The 16,295-nt window shown below is 38.5% G+C and carries 15 protein-coding genes; 13 read left to right on the forward strand and 2 right to left on the reverse strand.

The window, feature by feature from the left end:
* Nucleotides 1-496 precede the first annotated feature (496 nt).
* On the forward strand, nucleotides 497-1,444 hold the full coding sequence (locus AAC073_RS15875) for a hypothetical protein (RefSeq protein WP_339924773.1): 948 nt from the start codon (nucleotides 497-499) through the stop codon (nucleotides 1,442-1,444).
* A 286-nt stretch (nucleotides 1,445-1,730) separates the two neighbouring features.
* Nucleotides 1,731-1,859 carry a hypothetical protein gene (locus AAC073_RS15880; RefSeq protein ID WP_339924774.1) on the forward strand — a complete coding sequence of 43 codons (129 nt, stop codon included), beginning with the start codon at nucleotides 1,731-1,733 and terminating at the stop codon, nucleotides 1,857-1,859.
* A 401-nt stretch (nucleotides 1,860-2,260) separates the two neighbouring features.
* On the opposite strand, the gene AAC073_RS15885 is transcribed toward AAC073_RS15880, so the two are convergent.
* Complete coding sequence (locus tag AAC073_RS15885; protein ID WP_339924775.1) at nucleotides 2,261-3,412, reverse strand: agmatine deiminase family protein; 1,152 nt, start codon at nucleotides 3,410-3,412, stop codon at nucleotides 2,261-2,263.
* Between the two features lie 619 nt (nucleotides 3,413-4,031).
* On the opposite strand from AAC073_RS15885, the gene AAC073_RS15890 reads away from it, so the two are divergent.
* From AAC073_RS15890 to AAC073_RS15910, 5 genes are all read left to right on the forward strand, one after another.
* Entirely contained in the window at nucleotides 4,032-4,721 is a 690-nt protein-coding gene (locus AAC073_RS15890) for a YafY family protein (RefSeq protein WP_339924776.1), read from the forward strand.
* A 77-nt stretch (nucleotides 4,722-4,798) separates the two neighbouring features.
* Nucleotides 4,799-5,761: an alpha/beta hydrolase gene (locus AAC073_RS15895; RefSeq protein ID WP_339924777.1), complete on the forward strand. Its 963-nt coding sequence runs from the start codon at nucleotides 4,799-4,801 to the stop codon at nucleotides 5,759-5,761.
* A gap of 464 nt (nucleotides 5,762-6,225) precedes the next feature.
* Nucleotides 6,226-7,035, forward strand: coding sequence for a helix-turn-helix domain-containing protein (locus AAC073_RS15900; protein ID WP_339924778.1), 810 nt, complete (start codon nucleotides 6,226-6,228; stop codon nucleotides 7,033-7,035).
* Between the two features lie 87 nt (nucleotides 7,036-7,122).
* Nucleotides 7,123-7,362: a hypothetical protein gene (locus AAC073_RS15905; RefSeq protein ID WP_339924779.1), complete on the forward strand. Its 240-nt coding sequence runs from the start codon at nucleotides 7,123-7,125 to the stop codon at nucleotides 7,360-7,362.
* 12 nt (nucleotides 7,363-7,374) lie between these two features.
* Nucleotides 7,375-7,923: a cupin domain-containing protein gene (locus AAC073_RS15910; protein WP_339924780.1), complete on the forward strand. Its 549-nt coding sequence runs from the start codon at nucleotides 7,375-7,377 to the stop codon at nucleotides 7,921-7,923.
* A gap of 243 nt (nucleotides 7,924-8,166) precedes the next feature.
* Here AAC073_RS15910 and AAC073_RS15915 read toward each other — a convergent pair whose 3' ends face one another.
* Nucleotides 8,167-8,760: a TIGR00730 family Rossman fold protein gene (locus tag AAC073_RS15915; RefSeq protein ID WP_339924781.1), complete on the reverse strand. Its 594-nt coding sequence runs from the start codon at nucleotides 8,758-8,760 to the stop codon at nucleotides 8,167-8,169.
* A gap of 294 nt (nucleotides 8,761-9,054) precedes the next feature.
* Between AAC073_RS15915 and AAC073_RS15920 the strand changes: the two genes are divergently transcribed.
* The 6 genes from AAC073_RS15920 (at nucleotide 9,055) to metK (ending at nucleotide 16,194) form a co-directional block, all read left to right on the forward strand.
* A complete protein-coding gene (locus AAC073_RS15920) occupies nucleotides 9,055-9,636 on the forward strand; it encodes a non-canonical purine NTP diphosphatase (protein ID WP_339924782.1) in 582 nt (193 codons plus the stop codon).
* Between the two features lie 26 nt (nucleotides 9,637-9,662).
* Nucleotides 9,663-10,283 carry a uridine kinase gene (gene udk, locus AAC073_RS15925; protein ID WP_339924783.1) on the forward strand — a complete coding sequence of 207 codons (621 nt, stop codon included), beginning with the start codon at nucleotides 9,663-9,665 and terminating at the stop codon, nucleotides 10,281-10,283.
* Between the two features lie 170 nt (nucleotides 10,284-10,453).
* Nucleotides 10,454-10,831 (forward strand): hypothetical protein, encoded by a 378-nt coding sequence (locus AAC073_RS15930; RefSeq protein ID WP_339924784.1) that lies wholly within the window; start codon nucleotides 10,454-10,456, stop codon nucleotides 10,829-10,831.
* 108 nt (nucleotides 10,832-10,939) lie between these two features.
* The gene (secDF, locus tag AAC073_RS15935; RefSeq protein ID WP_339924785.1) at nucleotides 10,940-13,897 is read left to right on the forward strand and encodes a protein translocase subunit SecDF; all 2,958 of its coding nucleotides are present in this window, start codon (nucleotides 10,940-10,942) and stop codon (nucleotides 13,895-13,897) included.
* A 291-nt stretch (nucleotides 13,898-14,188) separates the two neighbouring features.
* Nucleotides 14,189-14,860, forward strand: coding sequence for a hypothetical protein (locus AAC073_RS15940; protein ID WP_339924786.1), 672 nt, complete (start codon nucleotides 14,189-14,191; stop codon nucleotides 14,858-14,860).
* 80 nt (nucleotides 14,861-14,940) lie between these two features.
* The gene (metK, locus tag AAC073_RS15945; protein WP_339924787.1) at nucleotides 14,941-16,194 is read left to right on the forward strand and encodes a methionine adenosyltransferase; all 1,254 of its coding nucleotides are present in this window, start codon (nucleotides 14,941-14,943) and stop codon (nucleotides 16,192-16,194) included.
* Nucleotides 16,195-16,295 lie beyond the last annotated feature (101 nt).

Consider the following 16,295-nt stretch of genomic DNA (forward strand, 5'->3'; position numbering starts at 1 on the left):
AAAACTAAGCGTAGAAAAATAACACGAAAGCCCAATAACTAAGCATTCTGACGGCTACCCTTCGCGCCCTTCGACCCTTCGACTCCGCTCAGGGACCACAGGCTCAGGGACCATTCTCGGGGTCCACTTAAGTGCCTTGGGAATTAGGATTACTATGGGGAATGGTTTTCTCCTTTTACTTTTTTAGCGTTGGGAGAATGAAAAAGTTACTGATTTTAAGTTGTTCTTTGGCCTAGGGTTCTTTGTTTTAGTAGCCATTATTCATTAGGTAAAGGGTTTTGGAGGGAGTTTGAGGCTGATTTACCTTTTGGACCTACCTGTACCATTAAGCTATGGCTTTATCATTTGCTAATCATCTATTTTAGATACAGGTGATATTAATATCTCAAACTTAGAAAAATCCGCTGAATTAAAAGCGCTAAGTAGTTCTGGTTTTCTCTATCCAATGGCTTACCTTGCTAATGGGCCTATTTTTGAGTATCATAATCCAAAAAAAATGAAACTATACAGCTACCTCCTTCTGCTATCAGGCATACTTGTTTCTGCCTGTAGTTCTCCAAAAAACAATTCGACCGTATCTGCAAAACAAGCAATTGCGCCAGAAATCACCCATTCCTTTTTTATCGCAGGCCCAGATTTTACGGGAATTTTGGGGGAGGCAGGAGAAGTCCTTTGGGATGCTGAACGTACAGCGGCGAGAGATGGCTATGTTTTGGACAATGGACATGTATTGATTTGCTGGTCTGATGAAGTACTTGAGTTTGACAAGGATAAAAAGATCGTATTTCGATATGATAAGTCAGCGGTAAACAAAGAATTGGGTACAGCTGTTCGCCTGGACAATGGCAATACCCTCATTACAGAATTAGGAGATAAGCCTCGAATATTGGAGGTAAATCAAGCGGGAGAGGTAGCTGTAGCCGTTCCTCTGCAACCTGAGACCGACAATGCACACATGCAAACCCGTATGGCTCGAAAATTAGCCAATGGAAACTATCTTGTCCCTCATTTATTGGCTTTTGCAGTTAAAGAATACAGCCCTTCAGGTGAGGTATTACAGACTTTTCGTACAGATTTACCCGAATTAGGTGGGCGAGAAGCTAAAAATTGGCCATTTACAGCAATTCGTCTTGATAACGGTAATACCCTGATCAATTTGACGAATGGGAATAAAACTGTTGAGGTGGACGCTGCCGGAAAAGTAGTTTGGAAAGTAAGCAATGAAGATTTTGAAGGGAGCCCTTTTCAAGATCCTTGTGGTGCCCAACGATTACCCAATGGAAATACGGTGATTGCGAGCTATGGCGCGAAAGAGGGGATCAAACTTTTTGAGTTAACCCCTGAAAAAGAAATGGTATGGAAGTACGAAGGAGAGAACAGGGTGCATCATTTCCAGGTTTTAACAACAAATGGAGAGGCCTTGAGGGGGACTCCATTGAAATAAGAAACGGAATAGGCCCCTTAAAAAAAGAGAAATTTTAAATTTGGAATGATGGTGCGCAGATTAAAATAAAAGCAATACATAGATGTAATGGAAATCCTTGCCAATTTAATTGAATTTGCTTGTAAGCAATTATTTCAGTGAGGGCATGTGGGAAATATTTATATATCAAAGATGCAAATTACCCTCCCAGCTGCGTATACCTAAAAGTAAGAAAAAGACATTGTAGTAAGACTACAACTTAGCATCCAACAGGATATTCTTTCCAAGCTGGTCAAGTAGGATGCCTATGGAGATATCCTATTTTGCCAAAGAAGGAATGGCCAGTCGCAGGGTGGGTTTTCACAGAATGGGAGTTCAGCAAATCGAAGGTGATAACGTCGAAAACTTAATTAGCAATAGCAGTAAAACTTACTAAAGCCTTTATTATTTGAAAGTACATTGACAATTCTGTTCTTCATATATAACCATAAAGCTAAATTTAACAGCATTGCACTGAGCTCACCCCAGATTATCAATCTTGACTAGAGAACGGTAATTATTAAATAAATTTTATTTCGACACTCTGGTATAGCGGTCAGGATTGATTTGATCCCTTTACATTTTAGGATGACATTTCATTAATAGCTGTACTTAATGGACAAGTATCTGTAATTTGGTTTAATCAAAACACGTAATCTATCACTGAAAAAGTTATCCATGATGGCAATGTCCTTGAACAATGGCCGTTGCCTATAATTGTAGAACAAGGAGACCTATACCCGAATGCTACGGTGTTTGGAAATGAAGATATGATTTTAAGTATTTCTGGGTCTCGCTTTATCCTTTCAATCTTTTAAGGGCATTATTGATTTTAAGCCTGAGCTTGGATGGCTTTTTCACTTTGGGCTTGTGCATGGTGATACAGTGCAGCCCACCACCACTGTAATTTAGTTCGGTGGCATTGAGCATCACCACTTTTCTGCTTTTAAAAACTTCCTGAAAAGCTTTTCTAGCCTCTTCATCTTTTTGCCGGATAAAATCAGGATCACCCGGATTGTAATAGGCTGGTATCACCACCAAATTATTTGTCAAGACAAAGTTTAAATAGCTGGTAACTGGCGTATAAAAGATTGGCTGCCCGTTATAATTGCCTTGATCAAATATAATAGGTGCCTGCGGTACCCTGATGATCTTAAAAGGCTTACCCTCCTGGTCCCTAGCATTTTTCAGGATTTGATAGCTTTCTTCTAACCTGTCATGCACCACCTGATAGAATGGATCCAAAGAAAGCGCTGCTGGATCTACCTGAGCCAGCAATATGGTTTGGGCATCAGCAAAGCGGCAGAATTCATCCACATGCCAATGAACGCCATTGCCATAAATATTGTCGATCACTGGTCCATGGTCAAACAGATCATCTTGCGGAATACCCTTTTTCAGCCAGATGACGTTTTTTTGATTTAACTGTTTTTTGTATTCGCTTTCAATTTCTTCTAAACTAAGGCCTGGATTAATGTATTTTTCATGTCCTTCTATCAAAATAATAGTTCCCCTGCCATTGATCTCTCGACCTCCTCCGGCACTGTACAACTTGCTCCTCATAAAAGGGATTCTCATTTTTGTTGCATACTGCTCATTGAAGAGGTTGTATTCCTGGTTTTCTTCATGGTGATATTGAAAATTAACCATTTCCTGCTGACCTTCCTCGTCCTGCATGAGTATTGGACCATAATCCCTGATCCAGATATTGTCCTTTTCCAATTTAAAGGGAGCCATTGTGACATTTTCTAAATTAATGGCTGCTTGCTTAAAAAATTTTTCTAGATTTTCAGGCTGGTGATTGCTTTGGTTGTAGAATAGCGTGACATGATCGACTTTGGCGATTTCTCGAATAAGCTTGAGCGTTATCTCTTGGAATTGGGGTGTCCAGCAGATAAAGGTGCTTTCCTGCGGATCAAATTCTCCCATAGGAATGGAAGAAATTTTCATTTCATCGTCCTGCTTGCAAGCATAGAAAAAAATGCAGGATAGTAATACAAATAGACAGCTACGCAAACCTTGAGTCCCTGTCAACCCGGCCGTGTTTTTCAATTCAGGCCCAAGCTTGGTGTCGTTTTTTATACATAAGCTAATAGAACCAGTCTAAACGATCTGATTTTAGAAAGCAATTTACATTAAGATTCTGATTAAAATCTAAATTTAATGAACAAGCAAGAAAGTATATAAATCGAACCCAGGTGGATAGAAGGTACCATTCCTAAAATCGGGTATCCTGTCTTTCCTATTTTTCCAAATTTCCCCACCCTAAAATTTATTCCAATGCCTTGGGTAAAAAAACAAAATGAGACTCCCCTACCGATGGATTCCCAAAACTTTCCTCACAAATAGCCCTTACTAAAACTTCCTATTCTGACTTTTTCTAGCCTAGGATCAAATTCAGGCGCTAATGAAAGGGCTGGTGAAACCACCTAAATTTAGGGTGTCACGTATGGAATAATTTGGTATCTTCGATAACAGGTACCCGTACATGGTACACAGCTGCACCAGACTTCATATAAAATACACGTCTAAATTGCTAACTATTGTAATCCATTAATAACATTCAAGGGTGGTAAATTCTGAATTAAATAGATTGTCACGGCTAACGGCAATCCTAGTCCAATTCCAGACTAAGAGGGTGATCACTGCTACTGATTTATCCCATAAATTTCAAGTTAGCAAAAGGACCATTTATCGGGATGTGAAAGCATTAGAAAAAGCAGGTATTCCTATTTTGACAGAAGAAGGAAAAGGATACACGCTAATGGAAGGCTATAAAATACCGCCGGTAATGTTCACCGATAAACAAGCAAATGCCTTAATACTTGCAGAACAATTAGTTCTCAAAAGCAATGATTCTTCTTTTGTAAAGGATTATTCGGAAGCCATTGATAAAATAAAATCAATTTTAAGATATGGTGATAAAGACAAAGCAAATTTACTTGCAGACAGAACTCAATATAACCAGGTCATAGCTCAAGAAAGAAACAGTAACAATCTTTCAGATTTGCAAAATGCACTTACCAATTATAACCTTGTAAAAATTGAATACACCAATAAGGAAAATGCTGTAACGAGTAGATTAATTGAGCCATTTGCCATATTGAATTCCGAAAATTGGTATTTGGTTGCATGGTGCCGTTTGCGCAATGCATTTCGGTTTTTTCGTCCAGACAGAATTCAAAAAATGGAAATTCTATCAGAACAATTTGAACCCCATAACATGACTTTACAAGAATATTTTGACAAATACCATTAATTCTTTTTAACCCTTGACAAAGGGTTGTCACCCGTCACTTTTAGGTTTGCATTCTATTAAAATTAAAAACCAAAAGAATGATAAACGTAATTAACAATGGGTTTAATCCAGCCCAATTTCCAAAATCTAAAATGATTTCAGTCAATGGTATAGAACTCGAAGTCTTTGAAGCAGGTCTGCAAAATGCAGGAAAACCTATCGTACTCTGTCACGGCTTTCCAGAACACGCCTACTCCTGGCGTCATCAGGTACCTGTCCTGGTGGCTGCTGGTTACCATGTTATCGTTCCTAATCAAAGGGGTTATGGAAACTCATCTTGTCCAACTGAAGTAACTGACTATGACATTGAACATTTAACAGGAGACCTCGTAGGACTTTTGGATCACTATGAATACGAAAATGCTACCTTTATCGGGCATGATTGGGGAGCAAATGTGGTATGGAGATTGGCTCAATTGCATCCTAAGCGGGTTAATAAAATAATCAACCTGGCGCTTCCTTATCAAGAAAGGGGAGCAAAACCTTGGATTGAGTCCATGAGGGAAGTATTTGGTGAAGACTTCTATTTTGTTCACTTCAATCAACAGCCCGGTGTCGCAGACACTATTTTGGAAGAAAACACATCTCGATTTCTTAGTAATATATTCCAAAAAAACATGGCTCCTACACTACCAGAACCAGGAATGCTAATGATTAATCTTGCAAAGGCAGAAAAACCACTTGGTGAACCCCTAATGAGCAAGAGCGAATTAGCTGTTTTCATTTCCTCTTTCGAAAAATCAGGGTTTTCAGGAAGTATCAACTGGTACAGAAATCTTGATAGAAACTGGCACTTCCTGAAGAATGTAGACCCTATCATTCAACAAGACACACTAATGATCTATGGGAATCGTGATGTGATTCCAAAGTTTGAAAGATTACCAGAATTCGTACCTAATGTGGAAGTGGCTAGTTTGGATTGCGGTCATTGTATTCAACAAGAACTTCCGGAAGAAACCAATCTATTGATTTTAAAATGGTTAGAAAAGCATAATTTCTAAAAGCAATACAAACGTATTGTTCTAAGAGCAGAACAGATTGATAATAATGGTTGAAAAAAATCATCTGACAACACAGGCCGTTTGGCTCGTTTATTATGGCCTTCAACAAAAGTTGCTACAGTAGGTCGGAGATAAGATATCGATAACACTCTGGTTTCTCCAATCGCCGAACAAACTACGCAAAAGCTTAATGTCTGGAGTTTTTGAAAAATACCAAGAACTCCAGCACATCAAGGATACTAATAAAACTCGGAAAATGCCTAGGCACAGGTTTTCAACGGCTGAAATAATTTGGTATATTCGATGGCAGATGCCCTAGTAGGTCACACACATTGGAAAAGCGCATTGTGCGCTGAACTGATAGATCTGATCATTATTGCTCCAAACAAAGATTGCGCGGGAAGAAAAGGGAGTTTCTTAGAAAACCTCAGTTCAGTTTAACGAACCCTAGTTAGCATATAAGAATGGGACCACAGACGATAAAAATATCCCCTATACTGAATAAAGTTACTTCGGGACAATGCGAAAAAGAATATTATACCTTATGCTGGATTCAAAACGGTGTTAGTCATATCGAAATAAATAAAGCGAAATACAGAAACGTTTCAAATTCTGTATTCTTTCTAACCCCAGACTTCGATTGGAAAATTTATAAAAATGAAACCAGCAGCAGCTCGGGATACCTGCTTTCTTTGCCCAAGTTTGTTTTGGACTACCCCGCTTTTAAAAACCTTCATATAACTCAAGTTCGACTTTTTAAGTCCATTGATGAAATCCCTAAAATAAATCTTTCTCCAGGCATTGAAAAAAGGGTGCAATCGATTCTCGAAATGCTCGATGAACTTACCAGCACTAACTTGGCACATAAAGAAGACGCGATACTATCACTTCTGAATACGTTTTTCGTGTATTGTGACGGCAAATGCAACATCAAAACCTACATTTCCGAAAATAGTCAAAAGGCTGTATTGGTGTATAAATTCAAAAAAATTATTGACAAAAAAATTTCAGAATTCCATGAGGTTTCTTCGTATGCAGAGCTACTTTGTATTTCAGATAAATACCTAAACGAATGCGTAAAAGAAGTATTAGGAACAAATGCCAAAAGCCTGATTGATGAAAAACTTATCATGACTGCTCGGCATGAATTAAAATTTATAGATAAGACCATAAAAGAAATCGCCTTTCAGCTTGGCTTTTCTTCTCCAGACTATTTCAGCTACTTTTTAAAAAAGCACACCAAATCAACCCCTTCCCAAGTGAGAAAGAATTAATCCTTCTCATATTCTAAGGTTTTACCGACTTTTTCACATTTTTCATAGCCAAGACCTCTTGTATTTTTGCTACCAAACAAGAGAACTATGAAAAACACCAGCGTTAAAGGAGCAACAAGCAACTTCGGCGGTGCAGAACAAACGCTTCTTCAAAACAATGGCTTCGAGGTGGCTGCTGGCGCACCCTACCATATTAACAGTATTAAAATAGAAGATACTGTTTTTGGCAAAGCGTTTATTAACAAATCCAATCAAGGTGATTTCATCTCTTTTGCAGTGCTTGATGGCAATTTTGTCTGCGATTTTTTAACAACGAATCTTCACTAAAAATCTAATGATATGAACAGGAAAAAATTTGTACAAACATCCTGCTTAGGGATAGGAGCAGCTATAACTCCCTATTTTGCCAGTTGTATGGAAGTTTTTGAAAAAGAAACTACTTTGGCCCAATTAAATCCCAAAATCATAAAAAACAATAAAGGAGAAACCTTAAATGTTTTGGGGGATATACAAACTCATAAATTGGTTGGAAGTGAAACTGATAACCAGATTGTAGAATGGGTAGATGATGTGGAACCTGGAGTAGGCATACCTCCACATATTCACAGCAGAGAAGATGAAATTTTCAGAGTCATCCAAGGAGAAATCGAAATAATGGTCGGAGGGAATACCACCATTTTAGAGGCTGGAGATACCGCCTTTGCTCCAAAAAACATAGCTCATTCCTGGACAGTAGTCGGCACCAAAAAAGCAAAAATGATTACTAGTGCCTTTCCTGCCGGTATTGAAGTGATGTTTAGAGAATTGGCGAATTTGCCATCTGGCCCGCCTGATTTTGAGAAAGTAGCCCAAATTTGCGAAAACCACGGGGTTTCTTTCGTAAAATAAATTTACAATCAATGTAACGGGGGACACCGCAGGCCTTAAGCCTGCGGAGAACGCCTGACTTGAGTCGCTCCCAAGGCATAAGCATTTGCCTCGCCAGTCTTGGTTGACTACAGTCCGGCAAGAATGAAGACTATGGGAAATAGTCAATCATCTTAATAAAGACCCGTTTTAGTTCAGCATTTTTTTAAGGACGATATCCCTGCCTTTCCATTACACCAATACTGACAAAATCACCAGGTCACCTTACCGTTGTTTTTTATTTCTAAGCCAATCAGGAATACCAGTGGGTTCAAAAGCTTCCATTTTATCCAGTAATTCCACAGGGTCAGCAGCAACAATTAAATTACTCAATTGATTGGGCTTCAAAAAGCCCTGCTCACCGACATGGGTTAAAAAATCCAATAACTTGTCATAATAGCCGGATACATTGTAAAGGGCCAAGGGTTTCTGAATGTACATCAACTGATTCAGTGTCATGATCTCAAACAGCTCCTCCAAGGTACCTATTCCACCAGGCATGGCTATAAAACCATCTCCTTTTTCGGCCATGAGCCACTTCCTGTCCCGCATCGTTTCTACTACAATTAAATCTGTGCAGCCTTGATGTGCTACCTCTATGTCCACTAGTTTTTGAGGAATTATCCCATAAACAGGGCTTTTAGAAGTTAGCATCTCATCGGCAATCACGCCCATAAGCCCTACTTTCCCTGCGCCATAAACCAGCCCTAACTTTCTCTTAACCATTTCTTTGGCCAAAACTTTGGCTTGACTCGTATATTCTGGAAGTATTCCAGTATTGGATCCGCAATAGACAGTGATGTTTTTTAATGGAAACATAATATAATAGTGTTTTGATACCTCAAGCCTAGTTAATAATAGCCAACCTTAAAAAATAGAAATCTATGATATTACCGTACATTCTAGAAGCAATTTATAATACAAGATTTTGTTGTTTTCTCTTTCATTTAAGATTCAAAGCTATAAAGAAATAAACAAACCCTGTAAATTTTACGGGCTATTGGTAACAATAAAAACGGTCCTATATGAGAAATTAGAACTGAAAAATTTCTTTTCATTCAAAAAAGTAGCCTTTAGCGAAGTTTTTTGAAAAAGCTAAGGTAATTTCGCATTATGAAAATCTGTTTTGCTACGAATAATTCGAAGAAACTGAAAGAGGTAAGGGCTGTTTTGGGCAAAGAATTCGAAATTGTCTCCCTTGAGGAAATCGGATGTAGGGAAGAATTACCTGAAACCGGTGACAAGCTAGAGGACAATGCTTTTCAAAAAGCCCGTTACGTCAAAACGCATTATGATGTAGATTGTTTTGCCGATGATACTGGATTGGAAGTAGCCGCTTTAGACGGTGCTCCTGGTGTATATTCTGGTAGGTACGCTGGAGAACCAAGAAGTGATGACCGGAATGTTGACCTACTTTTAAGAAACATGGCTGAGAAAAAAGATCGAAAAGCTGCTTTCAGAACCATTATTGCTTTGATTATTGGAGACGAGGAGTGGGCATTTGAAGGCAAAGCTGAAGGAGAACTAATCACTGCCAGGTCTGGAGAAGGTGGATTTGGTTATGATCCTATATTTAAACCACTGGGGTTTGACAAAACATTTGCCGAGTTATCCCTGGAAGAAAAAAACACCATCAGCCATAGAGGTAAAGCGGTAAGGTTATTGGCTACGTTTTTAAAAGAAAAATCTTCGTAACAATTGAATTCTGAAATTCTCAATTTATGACCAAACCATTTATCATAGGAATTACTGGTGGAAGTGCATCAGGTAAAACACACTTTTTAGACAAGCTTTTACATTCTTTTGAGCCGGGACAGGTATGTTTGATCTCTCAGGACAACTACTATAAACCGAGGCATCAGCAGCCTATGGATGAGCGTGGCATACATAACTTTGACAAGCCAGATTCCATAGACTTTGAACAATATGCCGAGGATATCCGGAAGATTCAGGACGGTCAAACGATCACACGGCAGGAGTACACCTTTAACAACCCCAACAAAAAGCCAAAAATGTTGACTTTCACTCCCGCCCCTGTGGTCGTTGTTGAAGGTATTTTTGTTTTGTATTACCCTGAGCTCGCTAATCTACTGGACTTAAAGGTTTATATAGATGCCAAGGAACACATCAAACTGAAAAGAAGAATTGTAAGAGACAAAGTCGAGCGCGGTTATGATCTTGACGACGTACTTTACCGGTATGAAAGGCATGTAATGCCTACTTACGAAAAGTACATTGCACCCTTTAAACATGATGCAGACCTGATCGTACCTAATAACAGCGATTTTAAAAGAGCACTAGAGGTAATCAAAACTTTTTTACGCGCCAAAATAGGCAGCTAACGCAATTTATTCCTCCTGATTTGTTCCTCCTTTATTACTATTTGCTGTCCTAATTTCTGACCTAGCCGGAATAAAAAATCATAAAAGACTGAATTACAGCTGGTTTGACAAACAAAATTAAAAAGGACAGCCATGCCTTAATTGAAAAAACTTTTTTATATTTGCAACCCATGAAACTGAACAGGAAAAATAAAGGATTAATGCGCCAAAGGCTTACATTACTGATAGTAATGCTTTTTTGCGTATTTGTTTCCAGTTCGGAGATAGTACTAAGCCTTGATTCCAAAGAAAACGCTTTAGAGGTACAATTGGATATTTCATCTGACAGTGAAGACGGAGAATCTGACGATACCCGCACTTTTATTCACTCAGGTATAGATGCAGTAGTACCATTTGTTATGTATGCCCTTAATTTTGCATACCACTTCATTTATGAAATTATTATTGCCGACCGGCCACAAACTAATTTTTTATTAGGAACTGATCTTGAATACAATCAATTATTCAAAATTCTTTTTGAGCAGATTATTTCTGTGAATGCACCCTGAGTAATACCCATCTTTAAATTTTTCATTTACTGCCAACAATGAATCTTGGATTCAAATGGAAAATGCTTTAAAAAATCTGAAACAACATTTAATATCTAATTTACGAACATGAAAAATAAAGGGATAATCGTCTTTTTTACGGTGGTCATTACAGCCTTATGCCTGTACTATTTATCTTTCACATTGGTTTCCAACAATGTGCACGAGAAAGCCACTACCTATGCAACTGACCAATCGGGCAATGTCGATTTTGACAAAAGACAAACCTATTTGGATTCTATCTGGAGAGAACCTGTTTACAATTTCTTGGGTCTACCATTTACTTATCAAGAAGTTAAAAATACTGAGCTTGGATTAGGACTAGACCTTCAAGGAGGTATGCATGTAACACTGGAAGTTTCACCAGTGGAAATTGTAAAAGGCCTTGCTGGAGGCAGCAAGGATCAAGTCTTCAACGAGGCTGTTGACGTTGCCAGAGAGCGCGCCAAAACGGTAAATGATAAATTCGTGAACATCTTTTACCAGGCTTGGCAGGAAAAAGCTGGTGACAAGTCATTGAACACTATTTTCGCTACAGCGGCAAATAGAGGAAGAATTTCTTTGGAAACCTCTGATACTGAAATCCTAAATATCATTGACAGTGAAGTTGAAAATGCGATTGACAGGTCTTTCAATATTCTAAGAACAAGAATTGACCGTTTTGGTACTTCTCAGCCAAACATTCAAAGAATTCAAAATACCGGAAGAATTCAAATTGAACTTCCAGGTGTAGACAATGCTGAAAGGGTAAGAAACCTTCTTCAGGGTGTTGCCAAGTTGCAATTCTGGCAAGTAGCAGAAATGGATGAGTATGGTGATGCCTTACAGCAAATCAATGCTTTCCTTGTAGAAGAAGCAAGAAGCCAAAAGGCAGCAACTTCCTCCACTGATACCCCAGCCGCTTCAGATACTACAGGATTAGAAAGTGACCTTGAAAGACAACTTGCTGAAGGTGCTACAGATGCAGATTCTTTAGGAACAGAAGCTTCACCTCTCTTTGCTTTGCTTAAAGCGAATTATGGATTGGTTTATGAATTGAGAGATACCATTGCCATCAACAGGGTAATGAAAAGAGATGATGTGAAAGCATTGTTACCAAGAGATGTTAAATTCATGTGGTCTGTGAAACCTCAGGTTCAGGACGGAATGGAATTATTGGAATTACATGCAATTAAAGCCCCAAGAGGAACGGATCAAGCGCCTTTAGAAGGTGATGTGATTACGGATGCCAGACAATCATTGGATCAAGCCTCAAGACCAGCTGTAAGCATGCAAATGAATGCAGAAGGTGCTAGAAATTGGAGAAAATTAACTTCCGAAAACATAGGCAGAAGGATTGCGGTAGTCTTGGATAATTATGTATACACTGCCCCTACAGTACAAGGAGAAATTCCTTCCGGGCAATCTGAAATCACAGGAAATTTTTCAATGGAGGAAGCCAAAGATTTGGCCAATATATTGAAATCAGGTACGCTTCCTGCTCCTACTAATATCGTAGAGGAAGCCATAGTAGGTCCTACTTTGGGTGTTGAAGCTAGAAATCAAGGAATCAATTCCATGATTGCTGGTTTGGTTTTAGTAGTATTGTTTATGGTCGCTTACTACTCTAAAGGTGGTTTTGTGGCAATTGCTGCATTGCTTTTCAATATCTTCTTTATTTTAGGTATTCTTGCCCAGTTGGGTGCTGCACTTACTTTACCAGGTATTGCCGGTATCGTGCTTACAATAGGTATGTCAATAGATGCAAACGTACTGATATTTGAAAGGATAAAAGAAGAGCTTAAAAATGGCGCAGGCATACTACAGGCAATTAGCAGTGGTTATGACAAGGCTTTTAGTGCTATTCTCGATTCAAACGTGACAACCTTCCTAACAGGAGCAATCTTGTATGCATTGGGTCAAGGTCCAGTTAAAGGTTTTGCTATCGTTCTTATGATTGGTATTGCTTCTTCTTTCTTCTCTTCTGTATTTATCACTAGAGTGATTGTTTACTGGATGAGTAAAAAGGGTGATAAAAGCAACATTTCCTTCGCAACACCGTTTGCTAAAAACTTATTCAGCGACCTTAATATTGACTTCTTAGGCAAGCGTAAAGTAGCCTACCTGATCTCTACAGGTATTATCGTAGTCGGTATGATATTGGCTTTAACGTCTGGTATCAAGTTTGGCGTTGACTTTACAGGAGGACGCTATTACATAGTTGAATTCAGTGAGTCAGTGCCAGCTTCAGAATTAAAAGTAGGACTTGACAGTGAATTTGATGGCGCGGTTGAAGTAAAAACTTACGGTGCTAATAATGTTCTGAAAGTTACAACCTCATATTTAGTAAATGAGGACAATGACGAAGCGAACAGGGAAGTTGAAGACAAAGTTAGAAATGGTATCGCTGCTGTCACAGGATTTAGTTACCTGGATGATGCTACCAAACTTTCGGGGGGAGACTTCTCCATTACAGGATCAAATAAAGTAGGTGCAACTGTTGCAGATGACATTAAGAACTCGTCTTTGGAGGCCATGTTCTTCTCCCTAGTCGCCATCTTCCTTTATATCTTATTGAGATTTAGAAAATGGCAATTCTCACTTGCGTCTATCATTGCCTTGGTACATGATACATTCTTTGTAATTGCTGCTTTCGCTATCGCAAGTGCTTTTGGTGCTACCTTTGAAATTGACCAGGTATTCATTGCTGCTATGTTGACGGTGATTGGTTATTCCATAAATGATACCGTAATTGTATTTGACAGGATCAGAGAAAACATTGCCAACAGAGGGACAAGTAAAATGGTCCAGATGTTCAATGATGCAATCAATCAAACAATGGCCAGAACACTTATTACCTCAGCTACTACCCTAATCGTAGTGTTGGTATTACTGATATTTGGTGGAGAAGTGTTAAGAGGCTTTTCTTTCGCCTTGTTGATTGGTGTATTAGTAGGTACTTACTCTTCCATTTATATCGCAACTCCAGTAGTAGTTGATTTAATGAAAAGAGAGATTGACAGTGAAAACTCGGAGACCGCTGCATAAACTAATAAATCATATTTTAATTTAATAATAAGAGCCATCCCCAAAAAGGATGGCTCTTTTGCATTGTAGCTCCATTGGAAAAAGAGATGGTATCAAATTTGTTTTAGGTCTTTCACAAAAAGTTTAACAATTTCGGGAAAATGCGCAGATTTGATCAATTTTGATAAGATTTACGAAGACAATTGGCTATCTACCTGCCATTTGGAACTAAAAATGCAAATAAAATACCCTGAACACGGTATTGTCTAAATTTTTAGTATGTGATAACTTGCATCTTTATAATGTAACCATATGCAATTGTCATTCTATTCCATCGCACTCTTACTTGGGATTTTGTTTGCAACATTGTACTTAATGTTGGGTTTCAATCCTAAAGAATATAGGAAAATTAATTTTCTAGTTATACTTATTATATTTACAGAATTGCTTTCTGTATTTATATGGACGAATTCAGAAGCGAGTATCAGAGGAAACTCTTTTTTATTCAACCTGTTGTATGTTTACATCAGGCCTACAGCCATGCTACTCCTGTTCAGCCAGTTACCTTTTAGTTGCCAACTTCAAAAAACAGTACTTCCTACAACGATTGCATTTATTTTCGTTGGTGTTTTAATCAGTCTATATGTCCAACCTATTAATTTAAAACTACAATCCTATACCTATCTTATTGGGCATGCCTTGGTATTGTCTTACAGTGTTACTTTTTTTAAAGACATATTGAAGCAAAGTAAATTTAGAGATGTTAACCTGCTATCATTGCCTTATTTTTGGATGGCTACCCTCATATTGTTCTCCTATGGAGAGCGCTACATATTTTTTATTTTAACTTACTATTATCCTTCAATAGGCGATTATGGTGTAGGGCATGTTTTTATTTGGGTGCAATTCCTTGCAGGAATTATGTACCTTTCATTGGGTCTTTCCTTTTTTGCTCCAAGAGTATTTAAAAAGTACTACACTTAAAAAGTGCTGCGTTTTGAAAATATAGTTTTTAATTTTCACCATTAGATGTAAATTTAAACTTTAATCAAAAAAAGCAGTGTATGTCCTATTTATTCACCTCGGAGTCTGTTTCCGAAGGTCACCCAGATAAAATATCTGATCAAATATCAGATGCAATTATTGATAATTTTTTGGCCTTTGACCCCAATGCTAAAGTGGCTTGTGAAACCTTGGTTACAACTGGTCAGGTTATCCTTGCTGGTGAGGTCAATTCTTCAACCTATTTGGATGTTCAAAAAATTGCACGAGATGTTATCAATAGGGTTGGTTATACCAAAAGTGAGTACATGTTTGACGGTAGCTCATGCGGTGTTCTTTCTGCTATCCATGAGCAATCTCCGGACATAAACCAGGGAGTAGACCGAGTTGATCCGGAAGAGCAGGGAGCGGGAGACCAAGGAATGATGTTTGGCTACGCTACTAAAGAAACCAGCAACTATATCCCCCTAGGCCTCGATTTATCCCACAGGTTATTAAAAGAGCTGGCAGCATTGCGAAGAGAAAGCAATGAGATCAAATACCTTCGTCCTGATTCTAAAGCTCAGGTAACCATCCAATACAGTGATGACAATACTCCTGAAAGAATAGATACCATAGTTGTATCCACCCAGCATGATGAATTTGGTGAAGAAAAACCAATGCTGGAAAAAATTCAAAAAGACATTGTTGCAATTCTTATCCCCAGGGTGAAAGCCCAACTACCAGAAGCCATACAAAAACTCTTCACTGAAGACATCAATTACCATATCAATCCAACAGGTAAATTTGTAATTGGTGGTCCTCATGGAGATACCGGGTTAACAGGCCGAAAAATAATCGTAGATACCTATGGTGGAAAAGGTGCACACGGCGGCGGTGCTTTCTCAGGTAAAGATCCCTCAAAAGTGGATAGGTCTGCAGCCTATGCCACCAGGCACATTGCCAAAAACATGGTAGCAGCAGGCATTGCTGATGAGATATTGGTACAAGTATCCTATGCCATCGGTGTTGCCAAACCAATGGGCTTATATGTCAATACCTATGGTACGGCAAATGTTTCTCTATCTGACGGAGAAATTGCCCGTAAAATTGAGCGCCTATTTGATATGCGACCTTTTGCCATTGAAAATAGACTTAAACTGAGAAATCCAATCTACGAAGAGACTGCGGCGTACGGTCATATGGGTAGGGAAAATGAGGTTGTTACTAAAACGTTTATCGCCCCTGATAAAGCGTCCATTACCCTGGATGTAGAATTATTTACCTGGGAAAAATTGGATCAAGTCTCAGCCATTAAAAAAGCCTTTGACATTTAATTTTAATCAAATGTACATTCAAAAGACAGCCTTAATGGCTGTCTTTTTTCGTTTGAGGCTCACCCAGCATTAAGTATATTTTGCAAGCATTAACACAAATT

Origin of the sequence: uncultured Cyclobacterium sp. (genome assembly GCF_963977555.1) — a bacterium.
Classification (GTDB): domain Bacteria; phylum Bacteroidota; class Bacteroidia; order Cytophagales; family Cyclobacteriaceae; genus Cyclobacterium.